General features: G+C 72.4%; 22 protein-coding genes and 2 pseudogenes. 16 read left to right on the forward strand and 8 right to left on the reverse strand.

Translation table 11 applies throughout. The features are described from left to right. Positions 1 to 379: 379 nt before the first annotated feature. Positions 380 to 2,944 (forward strand): M4 family metallopeptidase, encoded by a 2,565-nt coding sequence (locus AB0H64_RS24860; protein ID WP_357628665.1) that lies wholly within the window; start codon positions 380 to 382, stop codon positions 2,942 to 2,944. A 54-nt stretch (positions 2,945 to 2,998) separates the two neighbouring features. Here the strand turns inward: AB0H64_RS24860 and AB0H64_RS24865 are convergent, their stop codons facing one another. Next, the gene (locus tag AB0H64_RS24865; protein WP_357628668.1) at positions 2,999 to 5,875 is read right to left on the reverse strand and encodes an AAA family ATPase; all 2,877 of its coding nucleotides are present in this window, start codon (positions 5,873 to 5,875) and stop codon (positions 2,999 to 3,001) included. 221 nt (positions 5,876 to 6,096) lie between these two features. Here AB0H64_RS24865 and AB0H64_RS24870 point away from each other — a divergent pair, with 221 nt between their 5' ends. Next, a complete protein-coding gene (locus tag AB0H64_RS24870) occupies positions 6,097 to 6,858 on the forward strand; it encodes a class I SAM-dependent methyltransferase (RefSeq protein WP_357628670.1) in 762 nt (253 codons plus the stop codon). 9 nt (positions 6,859 to 6,867) lie between these two features. Here AB0H64_RS24870 and AB0H64_RS24875 read toward each other — a convergent pair whose 3' ends face one another. From AB0H64_RS24875 to AB0H64_RS24885, 3 genes and pseudogenes are all read right to left on the reverse strand, one after another. Continuing rightward, positions 6,868 to 7,257, reverse strand: a complete 390-nt coding sequence (locus AB0H64_RS24875) for an NAD(P)H-dependent oxidoreductase (protein WP_357628673.1) — start codon at positions 7,255 to 7,257, stop codon at positions 6,868 to 6,870. A gap of 67 nt (positions 7,258 to 7,324) precedes the next feature. After that, positions 7,325 to 7,426: pseudogene (locus AB0H64_RS24880) on the reverse strand (NADPH-dependent FMN reductase); the annotation flags it as partial. Positions 7,427 to 7,454: 28 nt separating this feature from the next. Further along, entirely contained in the window at positions 7,455 to 8,306 is an 852-nt protein-coding gene (locus tag AB0H64_RS24885; protein ID WP_357628675.1) for an NAD(P)H-binding protein, read from the reverse strand. A gap of 115 nt (positions 8,307 to 8,421) precedes the next feature. Between AB0H64_RS24885 and AB0H64_RS24890 the strand changes: the two genes are divergently transcribed. Then, positions 8,422 to 9,342, forward strand: coding sequence for an AraC family transcriptional regulator (locus tag AB0H64_RS24890; RefSeq protein ID WP_357628678.1), 921 nt, complete (start codon positions 8,422 to 8,424; stop codon positions 9,340 to 9,342). A gap of 98 nt (positions 9,343 to 9,440) precedes the next feature. Here AB0H64_RS24890 and AB0H64_RS24895 read toward each other — a convergent pair whose 3' ends face one another. After that, positions 9,441 to 10,361, reverse strand: coding sequence for a zinc-binding dehydrogenase (locus tag AB0H64_RS24895; protein WP_357628680.1), 921 nt, complete (start codon positions 10,359 to 10,361; stop codon positions 9,441 to 9,443). A 114-nt stretch (positions 10,362 to 10,475) separates the two neighbouring features. On the opposite strand from AB0H64_RS24895, the gene AB0H64_RS24900 reads away from it, so the two are divergent. Further along, positions 10,476 to 11,501: a LysR family transcriptional regulator gene (locus AB0H64_RS24900; protein WP_357628683.1), complete on the forward strand. Its 1,026-nt coding sequence runs from the start codon at positions 10,476 to 10,478 to the stop codon at positions 11,499 to 11,501. Here the strand turns inward: AB0H64_RS24900 and AB0H64_RS24905 are convergent. Together AB0H64_RS24905 and AB0H64_RS24910 are read right to left on the reverse strand one after the other, a co-directional pair. Then, entirely contained in the window at positions 11,485 to 11,607 is a 123-nt protein-coding gene (locus AB0H64_RS24905; RefSeq protein WP_357628686.1) for a hypothetical protein, read from the reverse strand. The two genes, AB0H64_RS24900 and AB0H64_RS24905, sit on opposite strands and share 17 nt — an antisense overlap. A gap of 3 nt (positions 11,608 to 11,610) precedes the next feature. Then, positions 11,611 to 11,703: pseudogene (locus tag AB0H64_RS24910) on the reverse strand (5'-nucleotidase C-terminal domain-containing protein); the annotation flags it as partial. 53 nt (positions 11,704 to 11,756) lie between these two features. On the opposite strand from AB0H64_RS24910, the gene AB0H64_RS24915 reads away from it, so the two are divergent. From AB0H64_RS24915 to AB0H64_RS24950, 8 genes are all read left to right on the forward strand, one after another. Next, on the forward strand, positions 11,757 to 12,569 hold the full coding sequence (locus AB0H64_RS24915) for a hypothetical protein (RefSeq protein ID WP_357628688.1): 813 nt from the start codon (positions 11,757 to 11,759) through the stop codon (positions 12,567 to 12,569). Then, positions 12,566 to 13,495 carry a BadF/BadG/BcrA/BcrD ATPase family protein gene (locus AB0H64_RS24920; RefSeq protein WP_357628691.1) on the forward strand — a complete coding sequence of 310 codons (930 nt, stop codon included), beginning with the start codon at positions 12,566 to 12,568 and terminating at the stop codon, positions 13,493 to 13,495. The genes AB0H64_RS24915 and AB0H64_RS24920 overlap by 4 nt, the downstream gene beginning before the upstream one ends. 77 nt (positions 13,496 to 13,572) lie before the next feature. Then, positions 13,573 to 14,457 (forward strand): hypothetical protein, encoded by an 885-nt coding sequence (locus AB0H64_RS24925; RefSeq protein ID WP_357628694.1) that lies wholly within the window; start codon positions 13,573 to 13,575, stop codon positions 14,455 to 14,457. A 62-nt stretch (positions 14,458 to 14,519) separates the two neighbouring features. Next, complete coding sequence (locus AB0H64_RS24930) at positions 14,520 to 15,038, forward strand: DinB family protein (protein WP_357628697.1); 519 nt, start codon at positions 14,520 to 14,522, stop codon at positions 15,036 to 15,038. Positions 15,039 to 15,128: 90 nt separating this feature from the next. Next, a complete protein-coding gene (locus AB0H64_RS24935; RefSeq protein ID WP_357628699.1) occupies positions 15,129 to 15,689 on the forward strand; it encodes a sugar O-acetyltransferase in 561 nt (186 codons plus the stop codon). Beyond that, positions 15,686 to 16,243, forward strand: a complete 558-nt coding sequence (locus AB0H64_RS24940) for a TetR family transcriptional regulator (RefSeq protein WP_357628702.1) — start codon at positions 15,686 to 15,688, stop codon at positions 16,241 to 16,243. The genes AB0H64_RS24935 and AB0H64_RS24940 overlap by 4 nt, the downstream gene beginning before the upstream one ends. Positions 16,244 to 16,748: 505 nt before the next feature. Beyond that, on the forward strand, positions 16,749 to 18,017 hold the full coding sequence (locus tag AB0H64_RS24945; protein ID WP_357628705.1) for an aspartyl protease family protein: 1,269 nt from the start codon (positions 16,749 to 16,751) through the stop codon (positions 18,015 to 18,017). A gap of 150 nt (positions 18,018 to 18,167) precedes the next feature. Continuing rightward, positions 18,168 to 18,632, forward strand: coding sequence for an NAD(P)H-dependent oxidoreductase (locus AB0H64_RS24950; RefSeq protein WP_357629029.1), 465 nt, complete (start codon positions 18,168 to 18,170; stop codon positions 18,630 to 18,632). A gap of 37 nt (positions 18,633 to 18,669) precedes the next feature. On the opposite strand, the gene bla is transcribed toward AB0H64_RS24950, so the two are convergent. Continuing rightward, the gene (gene bla, locus AB0H64_RS24955; RefSeq protein WP_357629031.1) at positions 18,670 to 19,605 is read right to left on the reverse strand and encodes a class A beta-lactamase; all 936 of its coding nucleotides are present in this window, start codon (positions 19,603 to 19,605) and stop codon (positions 18,670 to 18,672) included. Between the two features lie 195 nt (positions 19,606 to 19,800). On the opposite strand from bla, the gene AB0H64_RS24960 reads away from it, so the two are divergent. The 4 genes from AB0H64_RS24960 to AB0H64_RS24975 are packed head-to-tail and all read left to right on the forward strand — an operon-like array spanning position 19,801 to position 23,541. Next, positions 19,801 to 20,193, forward strand: coding sequence for a GntR family transcriptional regulator (locus AB0H64_RS24960; protein ID WP_357628708.1), 393 nt, complete (start codon positions 19,801 to 19,803; stop codon positions 20,191 to 20,193). Then, on the forward strand, positions 20,190 to 21,080 hold the full coding sequence (locus tag AB0H64_RS24965) for an ABC transporter ATP-binding protein (RefSeq protein WP_357628711.1): 891 nt from the start codon (positions 20,190 to 20,192) through the stop codon (positions 21,078 to 21,080). Before AB0H64_RS24960 ends, AB0H64_RS24965 begins: the two co-directional genes overlap by 4 nt. After that, positions 21,077 to 22,126: an ABC transporter permease gene (locus AB0H64_RS24970; RefSeq protein ID WP_357628714.1), complete on the forward strand. Its 1,050-nt coding sequence runs from the start codon at positions 21,077 to 21,079 to the stop codon at positions 22,124 to 22,126. Before AB0H64_RS24965 ends, AB0H64_RS24970 begins: the two co-directional genes overlap by 4 nt. After that, complete coding sequence (locus AB0H64_RS24975) at positions 22,123 to 23,541, forward strand: S41 family peptidase (RefSeq protein WP_357628717.1); 1,419 nt, start codon at positions 22,123 to 22,125, stop codon at positions 23,539 to 23,541. The genes AB0H64_RS24970 and AB0H64_RS24975 overlap by 4 nt, the downstream gene beginning before the upstream one ends. Positions 23,542 to 23,546 lie beyond the last annotated feature (5 nt).

Below are 23,546 nucleotides of genomic sequence, written 5' to 3' on the forward strand. Positions count from 1 at the left end.
CCTCCTCGCTGCGCCGCCAGGCCTCGGGGTCGCCGATCGAGCCGCCGAGCAGGCGTCGGGCGTCAGGCGGACCTCGACCTCCGACAGGCCGTGGCTCTCGCCCATGACCCAGGACACCTTCAGCAGGCGGGGCGGCTCGCTCTCCCCCGTCGCGGGCCGTCCTCAGCGCCCGTGTCCCGAATTATCCGTATGCATACCGATATTCCTACGGATATGCAGGTCTGAGGGCAGCGCCTACCGTCTGGCGGCAGTGACCCTTCGCACCCCTTGATACACCCCCCGATTCCCGGCCAGGCCCGTACACCGAGGCGACCCTTCGGCGCGGGCCGGCGCGCGCCCACCCGGGCGGCCGGCCGGGAACAGCCGAAAGGAGCGCAGCGTGAGACGCAAGGGCTTGGCTGCCGCGACCGTGGGACTCGCCACGGCCGCGGCCATGGTGTTATCCGCCTTACCCGCGTACGCCGCCCCGCCCGGGGCGACCCCCGCCCGGCAGAGTTCCGGCGCGCAGGCACGCGCCGCCGCGGCCGACCCCGAGTCGCTCGCCGCGGCGGTCGCCGACCAGGCGGTCTCCAGCGGCATGGACAACCTCGTCAAGGGCCCCGACGAGGCGTACCGTCGCCTGAAGGTCGTCCGCGGCGCGGGAGACATGTTCTTCGTCTCCTACGAGCGCACCTACAAGGGCCTGCCGATGGTCGGCGGCGACGCCGTCGTCGTGACCGACTCCGCCGGACGCGTCCGCGACACCGTGGCCGAGTCCGGGCCGAGCCGTGGCGACGTGCCGACCACCCCCGAGATCGACGCCGCCCGCGCCACCGAGGTGGCCAGGACGCGCCTGACCCGGGTCGACGACAGCGCCGCCCCCCGCCTGGTGGTCCTCACCTGGGGCGACAAGTTGCGGCTGACCTGGGAGACGGTCGTCAGCGGCCTGAAGGACGGCCGGCCGAGCATCCAGCACGTCTTCGTGGACGCCCGCACGGGCGAGATCGCCGACTCCTACGACCAGGTCCGCGAAGGCACCGGCAACGGCTACTACTACGGGCAGGTCACCATCGGCACGAGCGGCTCCGGCAGCTCGTACTCCATGACCGACACCACCAGGCCCGGCATCAAGTGCGGCGGGCAGAACGGCTCCGCCTACACCGGCACCGACGACGCCTGGGGCAACGGCCAGGGCACCAACCTGGAGACCGCCTGCGTCGACGCCCTGTACGCCGTCCAGCGCGAGTGGGACATGCTGCGCGACTGGCTGGGCCGCAACGGCATCGACGGCAACGGCAAGGGCTTCCCCGTCCGCGTCGGCCTGGCCGACGTCAACGCCTACTGGAACGGCAGCTACACCAACTTCGGCCACAACCAGGCCAACACCCGCCAGGCCACGCCCATCGACGTGGTGGCGCACGAGTTCGGCCACGCCATCTTCCAGACCACGCCCGGCGGCGCCGGATCCGGCAACGAGAACGGCGGCATCAACGAGGGCACCGGCGACGTCTTCGGCGTGATCACCGAGCACTACGCCAACAACCCGAACGACCCGCCCGACTACCTGGTCGGCGAGGAGGTCGACCTCGTCGGCGACGGCCCGATCCGCAACATGTACAACCCCAGCGCGCTCGGCGACCCCAACTGCTGGTCCACCTCGATCCCCAGCACCGAGGTGCACGCCGCGGCCGGCCCGCTGAACCACTGGTTCTACCTGCTGGCCGAGGGCAGCAACCCCGGCGGCGGCAAGCCGTCCAGCCCGATCTGCTCCGGCGGACCCTCCTCGGTGACCGGCATCGGCATCGAGAAGGCCGGCAAGATCTTCATGGGCGCCCTGAACCGCAAGACCTCGTCCTGGCGGTACGCCACCGTCCGCTCCGCCGCCGTCGCGGCCGCGGTCGAGCTGTTCGGCGCCAACAGCGTCGAGTGCAACACCACCAAGGCGTCGTTCAGCGCGATCGCCGTGCCGGCGCAGTCGGGCGAGGCGGCCTGCGGCAGCACTCCGGGCAACGACTTCTCCCTGACCCTGAGCTCCTCCTCGGGCACCGCCCAGCCGGGCCAGCAGGTGACCACCACGGTCGCCACCCAGACCACCTCCGGCAGCGCGCAGACGGTCAACCTGACCGCCACCGGCGTGCCGAGCGGCGTCACGGCCAGCTTCAACCCGTCGTCGGTGACCTCCGGCAACTCCTCCACCCTCACCCTGTCCGTCGGATCGTCGGCGGCGCAGGGCAGCTACCGCATCACCGTGACCGGTACCGGCTCGGCCACGCACACCGCCATCTACACCCTCCAGGTGGGCACCGGCACGCCGACCCGCGACTTCTCGATCTCGGCGAACCCGGGCTCGGGCACGGTGCAGGCGGGCTCGCCGGCCACCACCACCATCGCCACCACCACCACGGCCGGCGCCGCGCAGGCGGTCAACCTGTCGGCGAGCGGGCTGCCCACGGGCGCCTCGGCCGCCTTCAACCCCGCCTCCGTGACGTCGGGCGGCTCGTCCACCCTGACGATCACGACGGCGCCGACCACCCCGGCCGGCTCCTACACCGTGACGGTGACGGGCACCGGCGAGACGGCGTCCCGCTCGGTGACGTACGCGCTGACCGTCCAGAGCACCTCGGGCGGCCGGACGTTCACCAACGGCACCAACTACACGATCTCCGACTACTCCACCGTGCAGAGCCCGATCAGCTCCACGGCGACGGGCACCGCGACCTCGCCGGTCAAGCTGTCCGTCACCATCAGCCACACCTGCGCCGAGGACCTCGACATCTGGCTGCGCGGGCCGAGCGGCCAGTGGTACGCGGTCGACCGGTACGGCGGCACGAGCTGCACCTCCTACGGCACCAGGACGTACACGGTGCCGGTGAGCCAGCAGGCCGCGGGCACCTGGACCCTTGAGGTCACCGACGAGTACCTCGGTGACACCGGGTTCCTGGACTCCTGGAGCATCACCGTCTGACCCGCACACCGAAGGCCCCGGCCCGGGAGGAATCCCGGCCGGGGCCTTCACCCGTCAGGACGGCAGGATCACGTCGTTGCGGGAGCGGACGCCGAGCTTCTGCAGCACCCTGGCCACGTGCGTGTCGACCGTGCGACGCGACAGGAACAGCACCTCGGCGATCTCCCTGTTGGTGCGGCCCTGCGCCACCAGCCCGGCCACCTCCCGCTCCCGCGGTGACAGCCCGCCGCCGGGCGCCTTGCGCGCCTTGCGCGGCGGCGCTCCGACGCCGATCTGCCGCAGCTTGTGCCGGCAGCGCGCCGCGTCGTGGGTGGCGCCGAGCGTCGCGTACCGCTCGGCGGCGTCGGCCACGATCCGCGCGGCCTCCTCCCGCTCGCCGAGCTCCAGCAGCGCGGCCGCCTCGGCCTCCGCCGCCCGCGCCGCGCCGTAGGGCCGCGGCATCGCCTCGTACGCCGCCCGGGCCCGGCCGTGGCTCGCCACCGCCTCCTCCAGCCGGCCGGCGTCGCGCGCCAGCGCGCCGCGGACCACCTCCAGTGCCGCCATGGCCGACGGCGCGTCGCGGCCCTCGATGCCGTCCGCGAACTCGGCCACCAGCTCGGCCGCCTCCTCACGGCGCCCGGCCGGCAGCAGCGCGCCGACGGCGGCCGGCACGAGCTGGTCGCCCCACACCCACACGCCCTTGCGGCGCAGCCGGGCCACTGCGCCGCCCGCCTCGGCCAGCGCGGCCTCCAGCCGGCCGTGGATCAGGCACAGCTCGATCAGGCCGCCGGACGCGGTGGCGGCGACCGGCAGGAACGCCGAGTCGCCCGCCCGTACCCCGGTGGCCTCCAGGCGCCGGCCGGCCTCCTCCCACTCGCCGCGGGCCAGCGCCAGCATGCCGAGGACGAGCTGGGCGTCCACGCCCAGCAGCGGCGCCTCCGGCATGATCTCCACGGCCGCGACCGCCCGCTCCCGCAGCCCGTCCCAGCGGCCGGTCAGCCAGTCGAGCCTGATCGACGACATCTCCACCAGGTACACCGGGTACATGGCGCCGCTCTCCTCGGCGATCCGCCGGCCGAGAAGGGCGTACCGGCCGGCCGCCGCGTAGTGGCCGAGCGGGATCGCCGCGTCACACAGGTTGGAGTAGGCGCGCGCCACCTGCCGGCGCACCCCGGCGGACGGGTGGTTGTCCGGCAGGGTGTCCGCCAGCGCGAACGCCTCCGGCGAGCCGACCAGCATGGTGAAGGCCACCTTGTTGGCGTGCACGGTCGCCGCCAGCTCCACGTCCTCCTCGGCGACGACCAGGCTCTCGGCCTGGTCCATCCACTTCTGGTGGGTGGCGATCGGCTCGCCGCCCCACGCCGGTATGGCCAGCAGCGCCAGCCCCCTGGCGGCCATGCCGGGCCGGTTGGCCAGGTCGGGAAGCGCGGCCAGCACCTCCTGGCGGCCCTCGGCGATGGCGCCCGCCTGGTTCGACAGCAGCACGCCCAGGTTGAGCCGGGCCTCGCCGCGTACCTCCGGCGACAGGAAGTCGTCCGACATCAGGTGCCGCAGCAACCGGGCGACGCGCCGGTGCGACAGCCCGACCGCGGCCAGCCTGCTGAGTTGCAGGGCGAACGGGCCGCGCGCGTCGCGCGGCAGCTTGGGGTCGGCGAGCATCCCTTCGAGCAGCTCGACGGCGAGCGGGACGTCGCCGAGCGCCGCGGCCTGCTCGGCGGCGGCGGCGCCGTGCCGCCGCCAGGCGTCGAAGTCGCCCGCGCGCCGGGCGTGGTAGGCGAGCTGGACCAGCGGCGGCTGGTCCAGCGCGGCCAGCGCGGCCATGGCCCGCCCATGCAGCAGCCGCCGGTCGGGGCCGGGGATCGAGTCGTAGACGGCCTGCTGGGCGAGGGTGTGCCGGAAGCCGTACTGGCCGTCGGGCTGCTCCAGCAGCACGCCCGCCTTGAGCGCCTCGCGCAGCTCCATGTCGTCCGAGACGCCGGAGACCCGCGAGACCGTGGCGATCAGCGGCTCGTCCGCCGGCAGCTTGAGCACGGCGGCCGCGTGCACGGCGCGCAGCGCGTCGGCCGACAGCCCGGCGAGCTGCTCCGCCATCGCCTCGCGCAGCAGCAGCGGCACCGCGATGCGCTCCAGGGCCGCCTGCTCCGCCTCACCGCCCTCCCCGGGACCGGAGAGCCGGCCGGCGTCGTCGATCAGCGAGCGGACGACCTCCTCCACCACGAACGGGACCCCGGCGGTGTGCTCGTGCAGCATGGCCGCGAACGAGGCCGACAGCTCCGCCCGGCCGAGCAGGGTGCCCGCCATGCGCCTGACGCCCTCCACGTCCAGGGGCGCCAGCGCCACCACCTCGCTGTTGACGCCCTGCGGATGCCGGTAGGCGTGGCCGAACGGCAGCTCCGGCACGGGCAGCCCCTCCCGCCGGAAGGTGACCACCAGGGCCAGGCCCGCCGGCGGCTGGTCGGTCAGGAACCGCAGCAGGTCACGCGTGCCGTCGTCGGCCCAGTGCAGGTCCTCCACCACCAGCACGACGGGCCCCGCGGCGGACAGCAGCGCGTGGACGGCGCGGAACAGCCGGTGACGCTCGGCGCGCGGGTCGTCGACCGGCGGCGGTGGCGGCGACGGCGGCAGGTGCTCGGCCAGCTCCGGCAGGTAACCGCGCAGCGCCCCCGTCACCGGGTTGAGCGCCGCCCTGCCGGGCAGGGCGGGCGCGGCGTGGCGCAGCGCGTCGAACACCGGCCCGTAGGGGAAGGGCTCCCTGAGCTGGTGGCAGTGGCCGACCAGCACGGTTCGCTCCCCGTCGGGAAGGAGCTCCACGGCGGCCCGTACCAGCCGGGTCTTGCCGATCCCCGCCTCGCCCTGCACCAGGGCCACCGCGGGCGGGCTGGTGATCGCGTCGAGGAGCGCTCTGAGCTGCGTGTCACGTCCGACCAGCGAAAGCGGGGCGGGACTCGTCATCGGAGGCTCCGAAACCGTGCGGTGTTCTGCCCGTGCCGGAACTCCGTTATCCACTAACCGTCAAGTCCGGTCAACCCTCTCCTTACACACCGGCCACCCGAGCGTGCGCCCGGGGAGGCTTTGCCGTATCCGGACACGCCCTGTGCGCGCCGGTCGTTGAGCGCAGGGGCGGCGGCGTCTAGATTCCATGACCCAACCGTCACCCGTCTGGTGGTCCCGACGTGAAGCACAACCGGTCGAGCATCGCCCACCAAGCCCGCTACGCCCTGACGCACCCGGAGCGCATCGCCCCGCACCTGCGCCGGCTGGCCCGCGACACGTGGCTGCGGCTGCGCACCCGCGACCACGTGGCGTACTACCGGGCCGTGATGAGGTCCGACACGGCCCGCAGCCCCGAGGGGGCCGTGGGCTCGCACTCGCACAAGCGCTGGCTGGCGCTCGGGCGCATGCAGTTCGACTACCTGAAGCAGCACGGGCTCAAGCCTGACCTGCGGATGCTGGAGATCGGCTGCGGTAACCTGCGCGCCGGACGCCTGTTCATCGACTACCTGGACGCGGGCAACTACTACGGCGTCGACATCTCCCCCGACATCCTCATCGCCGCGCAGGACACGCTCGTCGCCCACGGCCTGCGCGACAAGCTGCCGCACCTGACGCCGGTGCGCGACCTGCGCTTCGCGTTCCTGCCCGACGAGCACTTCGACGTCGTGCACGCCCACAGCGTCTTCTCCCACTCGCCGCCGCACGTCATCGAGGAGTGCTTCGCGCACGTCGGCCGCGTCATGCGGCCGGACGGCTGGTTCGACTTCACCTTCGACCGTACGGAGGGCGAGGAGCACCACGTGCTGCGCGAGGACTTCTACTACCGCACCGAGACGCTCGTCGCCCTCGCCGACCGGTACGGCCTGGACGCCGTCCTCATGGAGGACTGGGAACGCCTGCCGCACAAGCAGTCGAAGATCCGCGTCACCCGGCGGGCGTGAGCGCGGGCGTCACGTGTGCAGCGGTCGCAGGGCCGCGCTCCAGGAGACGACCTGGTCGAGCATCGTGCCGGCGGCCTCCTCGTGGTGGGCGGCCGGTCTGAAGACGCTGAAGTGCTCGAAGTCGGTGAACAGCGACATGGCGACCTGGGCCCGTACGTTGGCGACCTGGAGCTCGCCCAGCACCAGCCGCAGGTGCTCGACCGCCCGGACGCCGCCGGCGCTGCCGTAGCCGACGAACCCGGCGGCCTTGTTGCTCCACTCGTGGTGCAGGAAGTCGATGGCGTTCTTCAACGCCCCTGAGGTGGAGTGGTTGTACTCGGGGGTGACGAACACGTAGCCGTCGAAGGAGGCGATCTTCTCCGACCAGGCTTTCGTGTGCGGGTGGGTGTACTGCCCCATCGCTGGCCGGCATCATCTCGTCCAGATGCGGCAGACCGAAGTCCTGCAGATCCACGATCTCGTAGTCGGCGTCGCCGCGCTTGGCGGCCAGGTCGTGGATCCAGCGGGCGATGACCCCGCCCTTGCGCCCGGGGCGGGTGCTGCCGATGATGATCGCGATTCTGGTCATGGTGATGGTGCCTTTCAGGGGTGAGGCTTCAGGAGGTGTGGATGCGCGCGGCGGCCGGCATGGTGGTGCCGAAGGCGTGCGCGTGCTCGGCGGCCCAGGAGCGGAACGTGCGCGCGGCACTGCCGGTGACCTGCTCCACGGTGGCGGTGACGGGCGACGGGCCGGCGGTCATCTCGGCCTGGGCGCGCAGGATGCCGTCCACGGCCTCGGCTGGCCAGCCGCGGTCGAGCATCTGCCGCCGGGCGTCCTGCGGGGAGGCCTCCTCCCAGCGCACCGGCCGGCCGATCACCTCGCCGATGACGCGCACCTGCTCGGCCTGGGTCAGCGAGTGCGGGCCGGTCAGCTCGTGGACGGTGCCGGCATGTCCGTCCCGGGTCAGCGCCCGTACCGCGACCGCGGCGATGTCGCGCTCGTGCACGGGCGACATGGCCGCCTGGCCGTACGGCTCGCGCACCACGCCCTGGGCGCGGATCTGCTCGGCCCAGCGCAGGGCGTTGCCCGCGAAGGCGTGCGGGCGCAGGACCGTCCGTTCCAGCCCGGAGCGGGCGATCAGCCGCTCGGCCTGCCGCTCATGGTCGCGCACGGCCGCCGACGACAGGTAGACCACGCGGCGGACGTGCTCGGCCATCACCTCCAGCACCGCCGCCAAGCCCTCGGCCGAGGCGAACGGCCACACCAGGAACACCGCCTCGACGCCCTCGGCGGCGGTGTCCAGCGAGGCGGGCGCCGAGAGATCACCGCGCACGCCCTCGACGGCCGGCGGCAGATCGGCCGGCCCCCTCGTCAACGCGCGGACCTCGGCCCCGGCCTCCAGCAGTTGTGATGTCACGTGGCGGCCGACCCTGCCGGTCGCCCCGGTGACCAGAACCCGTCGCGGCATCCGACGTCTCCCTCCGTAGATTGCACTGATGGTCAACCGTAGGAGGGGTGGGTGCGATGGCCAATGCTTGTCTGTCTGCGTTTTATACGCGAACGTCTCATGTTAGCTTCTCTTCGTGGATGTGCTCAGCGACGTGGTCGCGCTCATGCGCTCCGGACAGCCCCGCTCGGCCCGCGTCGCCTGGCGCGCCCCCTGGGGGCAGCGGTTTCCCGCGGTGCCCGGATCGGCGGGCTTCCAGGTGATCCTGCAGGGCTCGTGCTGGCTAGTCCCGCCCTCCGGCGGCCCTGTCGCCCTGGGCGTCGGGGACGTGGTGTTCTTCCCCCACGGCCACGGGTACGGCCTCGCGGACGCTCCCTCGACGCCGCTGGCCGAGCCCGTCTGCGACCCGTTGGAGGACGCCGAGCTGTTCGTCTCCGACTCCGTCGGGCACGACGGGCCCACCACCGTGACCCTGTGCGCCGGCTACCGGCTCGACGCCCGCCACGCCCACCCGCTGCTCCGCGAGCTGCCCGAGACGATTCACCTGCCCGCCCGGCTCGGCCGCCATCCCGAGCTGCGCGCTGCCGTCGACCTGCTCGGCAACGAGGTCGGCAACCCCCGTCCCGGCGCGGACACCATCGTGCTCGCCCTGCTCGACATGCTGCTGCTGTACATCCTGCGCGCCTGGCTGGAGGAGCCGGCCGCGCCGGCCGGGGCCACCGGCTGGGCCTCCGCCCTGACCGACCCCGCCGTCGGCGCCGCCCTCGACGCCCTCCACCGCGCTCCCGCCCGCCCCTGGACCGTCCAGACCCTCGCCGCGCAGGCCGGCATGTCCCGCGCGACCTTCTCCCGCCGCTTCGCCGCCCTGGTCGGCCGGCCGCCCCTGACCTACCTGACCTGGTGGCGCCTGACCGTCGCGGCCGGCCTCCTGCGCGCCTCCGACGCCCCGCTCGGCGAGGTGGCCTCCCGCGTCGGCTACACCTCCGAGTTCGCCTTCGCCAACGCCTTCAAACGCCAGTACGGCATCGCCCCCGGCAAGTACCGCCGCCGGCCCTGAGGACGGGTCGCCGGTCCTCCCTGGGCTCGGTGGTCGCGGTCATGGTCGAACTCCTTCTCCTGGTTTCCGGTCGTTCGGTCGTTCGGGGATCCGGTCGTTCAGGCGAGGGTGAGCACGGCCTTGCCGCGGATGCGGCGGTCGCGCAGGTCGGTGAGGGTGGTCGCGGTCTGGGACCAGTCCGCGACGCGGCCGATCTCGGGGTGCAGGCGGCCTTCGGCGGTCAGCCGCACGAGGGCCGCGAGGTCCTCGCCGAGACCGGTGTCGGCGTCGAGGTAGTGGAAGTGGCGGATGACGGCCGACTCGGGCCCCTGGAAGAAGTCGAAGAAGTCGAGCCTCGCCGGGGTCCGGCTGGCCTGCCCGAACCAGATGAGCGTGCCGCGCCTGGCGAGCCGCGCGAGCGCGACGGGAAGGGCCTCGCCGCCCGTCGACTCCAGCACGACGTCGTACGGTCCGCGCGCGTCGGCCGGGTGGTGGACGATCTCGGTCGCACCGAGCTCGGTGAGCCGGGCCCCGCGCTCGGCGTCCCGGGTCACGGCCGTGACCTCCGCCCCGGCGGCGGCGGCGAGCTCGGTCACATAGTGCCCCACGCCTCCCGACGCCCCGGTCAGCAGCACCCGCCGGCCCAGTACCGGCCCGGCCGCGCGCAACAGCCGCAGCGCGGTGAGCCCCGCGAGCGGCAGTGCCGCGCCCTGGACCGCGGAGATGTCGTCCGGCAGGACCGCGAGGGCGCCGGTCGGCACGGCCGCGTACTCGGCCCAGCCGCCCGCCATGGGGTGACCGACGACGCGCGCGATACCGGCCGGCCCGCTGCCGTCGGCGGCCGGCTGCACCACCAGCCCCGCGATGTCCTTGCCGGGCCGTTCGCCGGGCACGGGCGCTTCCAGCTTGAACGTCTCGCCGCGGTTCACCGAGTACGCCTCCACCCTCACCAGCGCCTCGTCGGCGCGCGGCGTGGGCTCGGGGACGTCGGCGAGCACGACCGGCTCGGCGGGATCTCCGGTCGGTACGAAAGCCTTCATGGTCATCGCCTCCTGGGTGGGTGCCTGGGAACACTTCACCGGGTGAGGCGGCGGCTAGGCCAACAACGGAGCTTCCAGGCCGACAACGCCGGGTTGTCGCATATGGTCAGCGGCATGGATCTCGATCTCGCCCTGGTCCGCGCGTTCGCCGTGACCGCCGAGACGCTGCACTTCGGGCGCGCCGCCGACCAGTTGGACACCAGCCAGCAGGCGCTGTCGAAACGCATCGCGCGCCTGGAGACGCTGCTCGGTGTCCGCCTGTTCGAACGGGAGGGCGGCACGCGGTTGACCGAGGCCGGTGAGCGATTCGAGCCGGCCGCGCGGGAGGCCCTCGCGGCGGGTGACCGCGCGGTCGCGGCGGCGCTGGGCGCCGGGCAGGTCGTACGTCTCGACGTGTGGGGCCATCTCTACGCGCCGATGCGCACCGTCGCGCAGGCGGTGGAGACGCTCGACGCGATACGCCTGGAGCCGGGCCCGGCCCGCGACTGGCCGTCGGCCGCCGAAGCGCTGCTGCGTGGTGACACCGACCTGGGTTTCGGCCGGGTGCACCCGCTGCCCGGCGGCCGCGACGCGGGCATCGCTCAGCGGCTCGTCCGCCTGGAGCCCGTCGACGCGGTCGTCAGCGCCTCCCACCCGTGGGCCGACGCGGCCGAGCTGCGCCCGGCCGACCTGCGCGAGAGCACCCTGTGGTGCCCGGCGGAGCTGACCCGCCTCGACTTCCTGCGGCGCTTCGCCGACGAGTTCGGGATCACGCGTCGCCAGGACGGCCCCAACCTGGGGCCGGACCACCTCGTCCAGCACATTCGCACTGATCCGACGTGTTTCACGCTTTTTCCCAGCGACGCGCCGTTGCCCGGCTACGCAGATCTGCGCTCGATCCCGCTCACCGCGCCGACCCCGCTGTACGCGTGGTCGCTGGCGTGGCAGGAGTCCCGCCGCCACCCGCGTCTCGACACCCTGCTGCGCGGCTTCGCCGAGGTGGGCCGTGCCCGGCGCTGGCTGGACTACGCACCGGAGCGCGACTGGCTCCCGGACACCGACCACGCGGAACTCGCGCGCCTGATGGGTGACCAGCCGGCGCCCCGGGCACGATCGACGACGACCTCGAAGCGGCGTGCAGGGCTCAGTTCACGCGGGTGACGCGGCCCAGGGCCGGGGCCGGCAGCGGGCTCCTGGCCCGGAGGTAGGACTCGAAGGCGTCGATGTCGCGTACCTTCTCCACCCGGTCGGTGCCCTCGGTCAGCACGGAGAAGCCGTCGCCGCCGTTCGCGATGAAGGAGTTGGCGGTCAGGCGGTACTGTGCGGCCGGGTCGACGACGGTCCCGTTGAGCTTGACGGTGGCCGGGTCGACGCCCTCGTGGCCCGCTACGCCGGGCGGATCAGGACCGGGGCGCTGTGAGCCTGACGATCGCCGCCTTCTGGCCGCCGCCTCCCCACGAGACGACGACCGCCCGCTACCGGGAGATCGCCGAGGCCGGCATCGACCTGGTCATCACCGGCAACTACCTGAACGACCGCGTCATCCTGCGGCACGCGCTGGCCCGCGCCGAGGAGGCGGGACTCGGCGTGCTGGTCGCCTCGGACCCGCGCGTGGACGTGCTCATGCGCGACCTGGACACGGACCCCGCGCCGCTGCTCGCCCAGGTGGTCGAGGACTACCGCCCGTTCCGCTCCTTCCGCGGCCTCAGCCTCATGGACGAGCCGCACGCCGAGCAGTTCCCCCGGGTGGCTGCCGGGGTGGCCGCCGTGCGCGCCGCCGGCGCCTTCGCCTACGCCAACCTCCTGCCGAGCCACGCCACCGGCCCCTACGACGCGTACGTGGGCGAGTTCACCAGGCTCGTCCGCCCCGACGTGCTCTCCTTCGACCGCTACCCGTTCCTGGCCGACGGCTTCGACGAGGACTACCTCGCCGACCTGGCGACGGTGCGCGAGCACGCGCGCCGAGCCGGCCTGCCCGCCTGGATGTACGTGCAGACGCTGGCCTACGACGGGCACCGCGAGCCGTCGGCCGCCGAGCTGGCCTGGCAGGTCATGTTCGTCTGCAACGCCGGCTTCGACCAGCCGGCCGAGGTCACGCTCGACGGGATCACGCTCGGCGGGATCAGGCTCGGCCGGGTCACCGAGGCCTTCGACCCGGCGACCGGCACCTACACGCCCTGCGGCACGACGTTCACCCTCGCGCCCGGCGCGGCGCGGCTGGTCCGGTGATCCTCTTCGCCGGCGTCGACGCCGGCGGCACCACCACCCGCGCCGCCCTGCACGCGGCGGACGGCACCAGGCTCGGACACGGCGTCGCGGGCCCGGGCAACCCGGCCGCGCACGGCGCCCCGGCGGCCGGCGCGGCGATCGAGCAGGCCCTGCGCCGCGCGCTCGACGGCCTGGACCCGTCGCTGGTGGCCGCCTCGGTGGCGGGGGTGGCGGGCGCGGACGACGGCTTCGCCGAGGTGCTGCGACGCGTCTGGGTCGCGTGCGGCATCGCGTCACCGCCCAGGCTGGTGGGTGACGTGGACGTCGCCTACGCGGCCGGCACCCCGGCGCCCTCCGGCACGCTGCTGCTCGCCGGGACGGGGGCGGCGGCCGCCCGCTTCTCCGGCCGCGCGGTGACGGCCGTCGCCGACGGGCTCGGGTGGCTGCTCGGCGACGAGGGCGGGGGGTTCTGGATCGGCCGGGCCGGGGTGCGCGCGGCCGTCCACGCGCTCGATCGCGGCCTGCCGTCCGGGCCGCTGGCGGAGCTGGTCAGCGCGCACTTCGGCGTGACCGGCGAGCCGCGGCGGCGCGCCGACCGCATCGTACGGCTGGCGCAGGCCGACCGGATGCTGGTGGCGGCCGCGTCACCGCTCGTGCCCGAGGCGGCGGCGGCCGGGGACGGGGCCGCGGCGCGGATCGTCGGCGAGGCCGCGCGGCGGCTGGCGGCGACGGCGGGCCGCGTGTCCGGCGAGGGGCCGATCGTGCTGGCGGGCGGCGTGCTGACCGCCGACGGCCCGGTACGCGCGGCGGTCATGGCGCTGCTGGGCGAGCGCGAGGTGGTCACCGCGCGCGACGGGGCGGCCGGGGCGAGCTGGCTGGCCGCGCTCGACCGGCTGGGCGACCTCGGCGCGCACGCGCGCTTCACCGGCCATGGTCAGCTCGGGTAGCGTACCCGGAGTCGGGCCGCGGGCCGCGCTCGCCCTCGACCACCCGGGTGCGCGTCATGACCGGCTGAAGGAGAGACATGACATCGTCGAACCTCGTCAAGGACATCACCACGGTGACGTCCTTCGACTTCGGCGCCGGTGAGACGCCGGAGAACATCGTCGTCCTGACGGACGGCACCATCTGCACCACGCTGCTGGCGGGCGGGACCGTCTGGCGTTCGACGACCGGCGTGGAGCGGGTCGCCGGACCGGGCGCGGACGCGATGGCGGTGGGCATCGCCTCGGACGCCGACGATCGGCTCTACGTCGCCGTGCGCAGCGAGGACGCGAGTGTGGCGGGGATCTGGAGGCGCGCGGCCACCGGCGGCTGGGCCCGGTTCGCCGCCGCCGGCATCCGGACGGGGCTCAACGGCATCACCTTCGACGAGGCGGGCACCCTGTTCGCGGCGGACTCCGTCAAGGGGGAGATCCTCTTTCTGCCGCCCGGCGACGACACCCTGCGGCCTTGGCTGGACGACGCCCGCATGAAACCGACATCACCGCACGACCCCGTCGCCTCGACGGGGGTGAACGGCCTGAAGATCTGGGACGACGGCCTCTACGTGACGAACACGGCGCAGGCCACCGTCCTGCGCGTCGACATCCGGGACGGCCGGCCGGGCAAGGTCACCGAGGTGCATGCGAACATCCCGGCGGACGATCTCGCCTTCGACGCCTCCGGCCATCTCTATCTCGCCGTGCACCCGGAGAACACCCTGCGGCGCATCGCCCCCGACGGAACCACGACGGTCCTGGCGACGGCCGACGACGGACTCGACGGCCCCACGGCCGTCGCCGTCGTCGAAGACGGCCTTCTCGTGACGAACCTCGGCATGCTGGGGACTCGGCACACGCCCAGCCTGCTCCGGCTCACCATGGAGGTCGGCGCGCCCGCACTGCCCAGGCCGGCACTGCCCCGCTGAGGTCCGCCCTCCCCACGCCCCTGGTCACACGACCGTCCCGCCGCCCGTGGGATCATGTCCGGATGACCTGGACAGCTCCCGAGGTGACCCGCCCCGAAGGGTCGCTCGTCGCGCCCGAGGCCGAGCTGCTGCGCGGCCTGCTCGACTGGCACCGCTCGACCCTGCTGCACAAGTGCGCCGGGCTCACCGGCGAGCAGCTCGCCGTCGCGCCCGTCCCCGGCTCCAACCTGTCACTGCTGGGCCTCGTACGGCACCTGGCGAAGGTGGAGCGCATCTGGTTCCGCCGGTACCTCGGCGGCGAGGACGTACCGAAGCTGTACTCCACGCCCGAGCGGCCGGACGCCGACTTCGAGGACCTCGACCCCGCCCGCGCCGAGGCCGACTACGCGCGGCTGCTGGAGGAGCAGGAGCTGGCCCGGCAGGCGTCGGCCGGGGTCTCGTTGGACACCACGTTCGAGGTGCCGAACTGGGGCGCGGTCTCGCTCCGTCTCGTGTTCAACCACATGATCGGCGAGTACGCCCGGCACAACGGCCACGCCGACCTGATCCGGCAGGGCGTCGACGGCGTCACCGGCGCCTGAGCCCGGGGGCAGCCGGGACGCTCGATACGTACATGCGTACACAAAATATGTACACTCGTACGCATGATGCCCGGACCGGATGGCCGATCGATGCGTGAGCGGATGCTCGCCGGTGACCTCTACATCGCCGACGACCCGGAGCTGGCGGAACACAACCTGCGAGCGATGGACCTGATGGAGGCGTTCAACGCGACCTCGGCCCGTCATCCGCAGGAGCGCCGCCGGCTGCTCACCGAGCTGCTCGGAGCGGTCGGTGAGGGCACGGAGATCAGGCCGCCGTTGCGGGTGGACTACGGCAGCCACATCCGCATCGGCGCCCGGTCGTTCGCCAACTTCGGGCTCGTGGCACTCGACGTCGCGCCGATCACCATCGGCGACGACGTGCAGATCGGGTCCAACGTGCAGCTGATGACGCCGACGCACCCGGTGGACCCGGAGCTTCGCCGGGCGAAGTGGGAGGCCGCCAAGCCGATCACCATCGGCGACAACGTCTGGCTGGGCAGCGGGGCGATCGTCCTGGCCGGGGTCACGATCGGCCACGACACGGTCGTCGGCGCCGGCGCCGTGGTCACGCGTGATCTGCCGCCGAACGTGGTCGCGGTGGGCAACCCCGCCCGGGTGGTCCGCACGATGGAGCCCGGCACGGCATGAGCGGCCCCACCGCCCGGCGGCCGCGGCGCCACGACCCTGAGCGGAGGGACCGGCTGATCGAGGCGGCGCTCACCGTCATCGCCGAGCGCGGCGTGACGGGCACGACCCACCGGGAGATCGCCCGCGTCGCCGACGTGCCGCTCGGGTCGATGACCTACCACTTCACGTCCCTGGAGGAGGTGCTCGCCGAGGCGTTCACCCGGCACGCCGACTCGGTGGCCCGCGTCTTCGACGAGCGCCTGAGCGCCGCCCAGGACCGCGCCGCCGCCACCGAGGCCGTCATCACGCTGGTGTCGGACGACCTGCTCGGCTCACGGCACGACCTCGTCCTGACCGTGGAGCTGTACGCGGCGGCAGCCCGCAACCCCGCGCTGAGAGCCGTCACCCAGGCGTGGATGCGGCGCAGCCGCCAGGCGCTGGAACGCCACTTCGACGCCACCACGGCTCGCGAACTCGACGCGTTCATCGAAGGCCTCGTGCTGCACAGCGCCCTGTCGACCGACCCGATGACTCCTGACCAGATCCGCCACGCCATCCTCCGCCACCTGCGCTGACCGCCTGCCCGACCGCCTGATGGTTGCTTGCCTGTCACCGCTTGCTTCGCCAGTCACCATGCGATCGGAACCACCGATGTCCGCTGCCACGGCCGCCGCCGGCCTGGTGGAGAGCACCCCCGCCTGAAGCCGGCGCTCAGCTGCCCACCCACTCCCCCGGCGCGCCGGTCCCCGACCTGCCGCCCGAGCCGAGGAAGACGCGGGCCGCCCAGGCGATCTCGCTGGCTGTGGCTGTGGCGCGACCGTGACACGGCGCGGACGAGGCGGGGACAAGGCTGGCCGACAGTGAAGGGGGCCGGCGGGCGAACAGCGGGTGAGCTACCGAGCGAGCGGCGTGAGTGTTGTCGATCGGGCATGACCCGGCCGTGCGGGAGGACCTTGGGCCGGCCGGGGCTGCTGTGACCGTCCGTCGGATGAAGGTTCCGGCGAAGGTGATCACGAAAGGGAGAAGGCTTTGGTTGATGACGGAAAGTGGGGCCGGCGTTCGCTGCTGCAGGGTGCCGCCGTGCTGGCCGGTGCCGCCGCGACGGCGCCGCTGCTGGGCGGGGCGGCCACGGCGCTGGCCGGCGGTGACGCGGACGCGCTGTTCGAGGCCGGCAAGTTCGAGCAGGCCGGCCGTGCGTACGAGGAGATCTTGAAAAAGGACCCCAAGAACCTGCACGCGGCTCGTCGGCGCGGCTATGTCGGGCTCCTGGCCAACAAGTTCCCCGAGGCCGAGAAATACCTCAAGATGGCTCTCCAGTTGGCGCCCGGTGACAAGGAAACCCACTACTACCTGGCCGACTGCTACATCCGGCAGGACAAGTTCTCCCTGTCCGCACCCCACTGGAAAGCGGCCGGCGAGGACAGCTACGCCAAGTGGTTCGCGGCGGTCAGCGGCGAGGCGTATCAGGTCCACGGCGAGACCGCGCGGGTGCCGTTCCTGCAGATGGATCCGATGCCGCTGGTGGAGGCCTCGGTCAACGGCGGACCGACGAAGCGCTTCACGTTCTACACCGGCGCCCCGAATCTGAGCATGCGCGCGTCGGTGGCCAAGGAGGCCGGGCTGAGCCCCGTCGCCAGTCAGAAGACCGATTTCGAGGGCGGCACCATCTGGGCGTACTGGGGAATACTGGACTCCTTCCAGCTGGGCGGCATCGAACTGCGCAACGTCCCGGTGGGCTGGTCGGCGACGGAGTCGGGGGAAGATGTCGGCACCGACAGCGACGGCCTGATCGGCACGTGGGTCTTCTACCACTTGCTGACCACCTTCGACTACGCGGGCCGGCAGCTGATCCTGCGCCGCCGCACCTCCGAAACGGCCAGGAAAGCACACGCCGCCGCCACACGGGCGGGCGCCGAGCCCCTGCCGCTGTGGCTGGCCCGTGAGCAATACCTGCACAGCACGGGCAGCTTCGCCGGCGTCGCCGGCTCCGGCACAGGGGTGGTGGGCGTGAACTTCGGCGGAGTCGGCGAGATCGCCGCCGGCGTGCGCGGGGAAACGGCCGAGCGGTTGGGGATCCGCACCGACTACGACCGCCAGATCGGGACTTTTGCTCAAAGCCACCCGGCCGTCGTCCACCCCTGCTACCCGAAGGAAATCCGCCTCGGCAACGCCGTCGCCAAGGAGGTCTACTGCTACACGAACCCAAACCAGCCGGTCAACGTGCCCTGGCCCTATGGGACAGGGTTCGACTCGATGGGCTGGTTCTCCCACTGCTTCTGGAAGCCCTACAACATCACCGTCGACTTCACCGGCATGAACCTTTACATCGCCCGCGGCAAGGCCACCTGATCACCATGACCGCACCGGCCTCACGGGAGCTACCTGGAGCCGGCCCGCAAAGGAATCGCCGGCGAATCGCCTCACATTCCGCAGGGCTGTGTCGTCGTACTGCCGAGACGGACCCTACGGAAGGAAACCGATCACGCCCCACCGGAGGCGATCAGCGCCAATCCGGCCTGGGTCCAGCACCGCCAGGACACCGCCGACGTCGCCGAGGCCGTCCACGACGACCTGGACTGGGCCGACGCGGTGCTGTTCGGCACCCCGACCCGTTTCGGCAACCCGGCCGGCGCGCTCAGGGCGTTCATCGACACCACCGGCCCTCTGTGGTTCCAGGGCAGGCTCGCCGACAAGGTGTACTCGGCCTTCACCGCCTCCAACACCGCCCACGGCGGACAGGAATCCACCATCCTGGCGCTGGGGAACACGTTCTATCACTGGGGCGGCATCATCGTGCCGCCCGGCTACACCGACCCCGTCCAGTTCCAGTCGGGCAATCCCTACGGCACCTCCCACGTGGCCGGCGACGGTCCGCCCAGCGACGTGTCCCTGGAAGCGGCCCGCTACCAGGCCCGCCGCGTCGTCGAAACCGCCGCCGCACTCAAGGCCGGCCGCGCCGCCTGAACCCGGACCGGCGCGGCCGGGGCGCAGCTCACACCGGTCACAACCTGCCGAGCGCCTTGGCCAGCGCGGTCGCGGTGGAAGCGATCACCTTGTCATCGTTCGGGGTGTTGTTGACGTTGCGGTTGGTGAACACCGACAGGATGATCGGCGCGTTCGATCCGGGTGTCCAGACGATCGCCAGGTCGTTGGCGGTGCCGTAGTTGCTCGCGCCGCCGGTGCCGGTCTTGTCGCCGATCGTCCAGTCGTCGGGGAGTCCCGCCCGGATCCGGTTGGCGCCGGTGCGGTTGGCCTTCAGCCAGCCGACCAGCCGCGCTCGGTCGAGGGTGTGCAGGGTCCTGCCGGTGGTGAGCTTGGTGAAGGTCTGCGCGGCCGCCGCGGGAGTGGTGGTGTCACGCTCCTCGCCGGGCTCCCACTCGGTCAGGTAGGGCTCCGGTCGGTCCAGACGGCTCGTCCGATCACCGGTGGCGCGGAAGAAATCGGTCAGCCCGCGCGGTCCGCCGATCTGCTTGAGCAGCGTGTTGCCCGCGAAGCCGTCGGACTTGGTGATCCCGGCGCGGCACAGCTGTGCGGGTGTCATGCCGGTGTCGGTGTATTCGGTGGTCTCCGGGGAGTTCGCGGTCAGCCCGGCCATGTCGGCGGGCTTCCAGTGGATCACCCTGTCCATCAGTCCGGGGTCGCTGGTGCGCGCTTTGTGCAGCACGGCCGAGCACGCGAACACCTTGAACATGGAGTTGAACGGGAAGCGCTCGTCGGCCCGGTAGCCGACCGTTCTCCCGGTCCCCAGGTCGATGCCCACCGCGCCGATGCGCCCGTCGTAGGACTTCTCGAGCTCCTGCAGCGTCTTGGTCAGGTCGGAGTCGGACGGGGCGTTGTCTGCCGTCCGGGCGGCAGCGCTGGCGGTGTTCGTCTCGCCGGTGGCGGCATGTGCCACGTAGGCGGGGCCGCCCAGCAGCACAGAAGTGGTCAAGGTCACGACCGCCGGTCGCAGGCGGATATGTCGTGTCATGCCGAAGAGAAGACCAGAAGCCACCCAGCGATGTCCAATATCGATATCAATCGTGTTTCCATATCGATTCGGATATCGAGCGGTCGTAGCCGAGACGGTCTTTATGATCCGCTAACATCTGGGAGCCTAAAGTGCTAGGAGCCTAGATATTTGGAGCGCTCAGTGATCGAGTTCTATCTGGACGGCAGGTCGGGTGTCTCGCCGTACCTGCAGCTGGTTCAGCAGGTACGGCACGCGCTACGGCTCGGCGTGCTGCGCGAGGGCGATCAGATGCCGACCGTCAAGGAGGTCGTGGCGCACTTGGCGATAAACGCCAACACCGTCCTGAAGGCCTACCGGGAGCTCGAGCACGAGGGCCTGGTCGCCGCCCGGCCAGGGGTGGGGACGTTCGTGACGGCGACGCTCACCAACGCCTCGCTGGCCGCGCACGGCCCGTTGCGGCTGGAGCTGCAGCGCTGGCTGGCCAAGGCCCGCCGGGCCGGTCTCGACGAGGAAAGCATCGAGGCCCTCTTCATGACCACCTTCCGGACCTCTGCTCAGGAGGACATAGCGTGACCGCTGTACTGCAGGCCCAGGCACTGGGCAAGAAATACGGCAGACGCTGGGCGCTGCGCGAGTGCACCATCGACATCCCCGCCGGGCACGTCGTCGGGCTGGTGGGTCCCAACGGGGCCGGCAAGACGACGCTGCTGAAGCTGGCCGGCGGCCAGCTGGAGCCCACGACGGGCGGCATCAACGTGCTGGGCGGCCGTCCCGCCGACGGTCCCGCGCAGCTGGCCAAGGTCGGATTCGTCGCCCAGGACACCCCCGTCTACGCCGGGCTGAGCGTCGCCGACCATCTGCGGTTAGGAGCCCGGCTCAACCCGGCTTGGGACCTCGCGCTGGCGCGGGAACGGATCAGCCTGCTCGGTCTCGATCCCACCCAGCGGGCGGGAAAGCTGTCGGGCGGCCAGCGCGCCCAGCTCGCCCTCACCCTGGGCGTGGCCAAGCGGCCCGAGCTGCTGATCCTGGACGAGCCCGTCGCCTTGCTCGACCCGCTGGCCCGCCGCGAGTTCCTGCAGGGCCTGATGGAGGCGGTCGTCGAGCACGAGTTCAGCGTGGTGCTCTCCTCCCATCTGGTCGCCGACCTGGAACGGGTCTGCGACTACCTCATCGTGCTCGTCGACTCCCGCGTCCAGGTCGCCGGGGAGACCGACAAGCTGCTGGCCACCCATCACCGGCTCACCGGCCCGCGCCGCGACCCCGCCCGGCTCCCCGCCGACCAGCACGTGGTCTCCGCACGCCACACCGACCGGCAGAGCACGTACGTGATCCGTACCGACGCCCCGATCCACGACCCCGCCTGGGCGGTCAGCCGGCTCAGCCTGGAGGACCTCGTCCTGGCCTACATGGAGAAGCGCACCGCCGAGGACCGGCGAATCGCCCTGGAGGTGCAGCGATGATCTGGCTGACCTGGCGTCAGTTCCGCGGCTCGGCCGTGATGATGGCGGTCCTGCTCGTCGTCCTCGCCGTCGTCCTGGCGCTGACCGGCCCGAAACTGGCCGCCGACTATTCGACCGGGATCGCCGGCTGCGTCCAGGACGACACCTGCGGTCGCTTCTACGACCGCTTCTTCGGCGCGTACGACACGCCTTTCATGGCCCTGACCCTCGTCGTGCTGCTCCTGCCCGCCCTCGCCGGGCTGTTCTGGGGAGCACCGTTGATCACCCGCGAGCTGGAGGCGGACACACACCTGATGGTGTGGAGCCAGAGCATCACCCGCACCCGCTGGCTGGCGGTCAAGCTCGGGCTCACCGGCCTGGTCGCCGTGGCCGCCGCCGGCCTGTGCGGCCTCCTGGTGACCTGGTGGTCCGACCCCCTGGACAAGTCGGCCGCCGAGGGTCTGGCCCTGATGGCTCCCCTGGTGTTCGGCGCGCGCGGCATCGCCCCGATGGGCTATGCGGCCTTCACCTTCGTCCTCGGCGTGACCGTGGGCATGCTGGTGCGCCGCACGCTGCCCGCCATGGCCCTCACGCTGGTCGTCTTCGCCGCGGTCCAGCTCGCCATGCCGCTGCTGGTCCGGCCGCACCTGATGCCCCCGGTCACGTCGACCTTCGAGCTCAGCGAGGCGAACGTGGAAGGCGTCGGCGTCAACCGGGGCCAAGGCGGATCTGTGGAGATCAACCTGAGGCTGGCCGTTCCCGGCCACGCGGGCGCCTGGGTCCTGTCCGGCAGCCTGGTCGATCCGTCCGGACGTACGCTCGGCGGCGACGGCGAACCCGGTCGGGTCCAGGTCTCCACCACGTCGGGACCCTGCGCACCGGCCGGACCACAGGGCATGGGCACCTGCATGGCCGAGATCAACCGGCTCGGCTACCGGCAGCAGGCCACCTACCAGCCCCTCGACCGCTTCTGGCCCTTCCAGTGGATCGAGACCGGGATCTACGCCCTGCTCACCCTCGGCCTCACGTGGTTCTGCTTCTGGTGGATCCGGAGACGCCTGTCATGACCGCCCTCAGGCTCGCGGCCGCCGGTCTCGGCCTCCTCCTGGCGGCGGCCTGTACAGCACCGACGCCACCGCGCGGCGCGGCGAGCACGGCGGACAGTGCGGTCTGCCCGCAGCCCCAGGGCCGCCTCGGGGAGGAGACGGCCACCACGATCGACGTCATCGAGCAGGCGTACTCCTGCATCCTCGGCACCTACTACAGCGGCGCCACACTGGATCCCCGCTCGCTGCTGACCGCCGGATTCGTCGCCCTGACGCGGGAGCTCAACCGCGCCGGGCGCGACCTGCCCGAGGCCACCATGCCGGCGCTGACCGGTGAACGGAAAGCCGACTGGAGGTCTTTCGAGGCCGCCTATCGGAAGGTCACCGATCAGGTGCCGGACCTGCGTGACAAGCTGGCCGTCGTCACCCTTGAGGCCATGGTGGCCAGTCTCGGCGACAACCACGCCCGCTGGGCGCACGACGTCGAACGGCCCCCCGACTACTACGACGGTGACGGCTACGGCCTGGGTCTGCAGGCGAACATCAACGGCCCGCAGGCCGACGGCGACCCCGGCGTCGCCCTCCCCCCGCTGTTCGTCACCACCGTGCAGGGCGGCGCGGCGCAGGCCGCCGGACTGCGTCCGGGCGACGTCATCGAATCGATCAACGGATCAGCGCCCTTCATCGACGGGAAGGCCACCCCCGCGATCGCCGCCCTCCACCCGCAGTACCCGGAAGCGCGTCCGGTCCGGCTGCGGCTGCTGCGGCAGAGCACCGGCCGCCGCTGGAGCGTGACGCTCAAGCCCGGCCTCTACCAGCGGGATCTGGCCGCCCTGCGAGTGGTGGCGTCGAAGCTGCTGGAGAACGGCACCGCCTATGTACGGTTGCGCGGGTTCGCTCCCGACGCCGCGGACAGGGTGTTCAAGGCGATCTCCAGGCTGCGGACCGGCCGGACCCTGTCCGGCGTCGTGCTGGACCTGCGCGGCAACGGCGGCGGCAGCCCCACGGAGGCGACCCGGCTGCTGAGCGCGTTCGCCCACGGCAAGGTCACCGCCTACCAGTGCACCGTGCACGGCACGTGCGAGACGTCGCGGACCGACGACACCGTCGAGCTGCTCGGCCTGCCGCTGGTGGTGCTCACCGACGCCGGCTGCGCCTCGGCCTGCGAGCACTTCAGCTCCGCGGTCAAGGACCTGCGTATCGGCCGGTTGGTCGGCACCAGAACCGCCGGCATCATCTCCGGCCCGGCGCAGGGTCACCTGCTGCGCAACAACACCACGCTGAGCTTCCCCGCCAGGCATCACCTGGGGCCCAACCGCGAGGTCGTCGACCGGATCGGCGTGCCGCCCGACCACTACGTGCCCCTGACTCCTGAGGACGCGGCCGCCGGGCGCGACCCCGCCCTGGCCAAGGCCCTGACCCTGCTGCACAAGTGAGGACC

The sequence above is a fragment of the Nonomuraea sp. NPDC050733 genome (genome assembly GCF_040654215.1).
Taxonomy (GTDB): domain Bacteria; phylum Actinomycetota; class Actinomycetes; order Streptosporangiales; family Streptosporangiaceae; genus Nonomuraea.

Coding starts and splice junctions, on each gene's coding strand:
- AB0H64_RS24875 (WP_357628673.1), bottom strand. CDS start 7,257: ATGGGGCAGTACACCCACCCGCACACGAAAGCCTGGTCGGAGAAGATC.
- AB0H64_RS24935 (WP_357628699.1), top strand. CDS start 15,129: ATGCGTGAGCGGATGCTCGCCGGTGACCTCTACATCGCCGACGACCCG.
- AB0H64_RS24895 (WP_357628680.1), bottom strand. CDS start 10,361: ATGAAGGCTTTCGTACCGACCGGAGATCCCGCCGAGCCGGTCGTGCTC.
- AB0H64_RS24925 (WP_357628694.1), top strand. CDS start 13,573: ATGACATCGTCGAACCTCGTCAAGGACATCACCACGGTGACGTCCTTC.
- AB0H64_RS24885 (WP_357628675.1), bottom strand. CDS start 8,306: ATGCCGCGACGGGTTCTGGTCACCGGGGCGACCGGCAGGGTCGGCCGC.
- AB0H64_RS24930 (WP_357628697.1), top strand. CDS start 14,520: ATGACCTGGACAGCTCCCGAGGTGACCCGCCCCGAAGGGTCGCTCGTC.
- AB0H64_RS24865 (WP_357628668.1), bottom strand. CDS start 5,875: ATGACGAGTCCCGCCCCGCTTTCGCTGGTCGGACGTGACACGCAGCTC.
- AB0H64_RS24900 (WP_357628683.1), top strand. CDS start 10,476: ATGGATCTCGATCTCGCCCTGGTCCGCGCGTTCGCCGTGACCGCCGAG.
- AB0H64_RS24975 (WP_357628717.1), top strand. CDS start 22,123: ATGACCGCCCTCAGGCTCGCGGCCGCCGGTCTCGGCCTCCTCCTGGCG.
- AB0H64_RS24970 (WP_357628714.1), top strand. CDS start 21,077: ATGATCTGGCTGACCTGGCGTCAGTTCCGCGGCTCGGCCGTGATGATG.
- AB0H64_RS24940 (WP_357628702.1), top strand. CDS start 15,686: ATGAGCGGCCCCACCGCCCGGCGGCCGCGGCGCCACGACCCTGAGCGG.